Origin of the sequence: Gluconobacter sp. P1D12_c (assembly GCF_018812105.1) — a bacterium.
Lineage (GTDB): Bacteria > Pseudomonadota > Alphaproteobacteria > Acetobacterales > Acetobacteraceae > Gluconobacter > Gluconobacter oxydans_A.
The window spans coordinates 1-580 of the sequence record NZ_JACSIQ010000202.1; the positions used below are offsets into that span (position 1 = coordinate 1).

The 580-nt window shown below is 57.7% G+C and carries 1 protein-coding gene; it reads right to left on the reverse strand.

Annotation, left to right across the window (positions count from 1 at the left end; translation table 11 throughout):
• Window positions 1-580, reverse strand: a 580-nt coding sequence (locus tag KP705_RS16330) for a plasmid recombination protein (protein ID WP_215765008.1), incomplete at both ends; no start/stop codon positions are given.

The window sequence follows — 580 nt, forward strand, 5'->3', positions numbered from 1 at the left end:
ATCTTGGAGTTTCTGGCGTAGCTGTTGGGCCAGTTTCACGCAGCCCTCGATAACCTTCTCCCGGTATTGGGTCGGAATATCCCTCAGAGCCTTCACAAGAGGCTCCAGACGGCTCTGAAGCTGTTTCAGGCTCTCTCTGTCTTCCTTGGCCCGTTTGGTCGCTGTGCGGGCAACTGTGGCGCTCTGAACGGCAGGTTCATAATGCTGCTGAACGGTCTGACTGATGCGTTTTGCCACCTGCTCAGGGTCTTCCACAACACGGGTAAAAATCCCCTTCTTGAGCACCTGCGGTTCTAGGTCAGCAGGGGTCAGGTTTTTGTGCTCGKGTGCGTCCCGTTCTAGCGCCCCGTAGTAGGTTTTCAGCTTGGTGTGGGTGGCCTTGCTTCCTTCGATGCCGCGTTCCAGTCCGACAGGGCGTCCCACAACTCGCGCAAAGTCGGTCTGCATCTCGTTCAGGGCCTTGGCACCACCGAGGAACCGGCGGCAATTCAGGCGGCCTGTATCGGGGTCTTTTGGCACCACGTAGGCCGACAGGTGCGGAGTTTTTTCGTCCCGGTGAATGATTGCAGCGATCACGTTG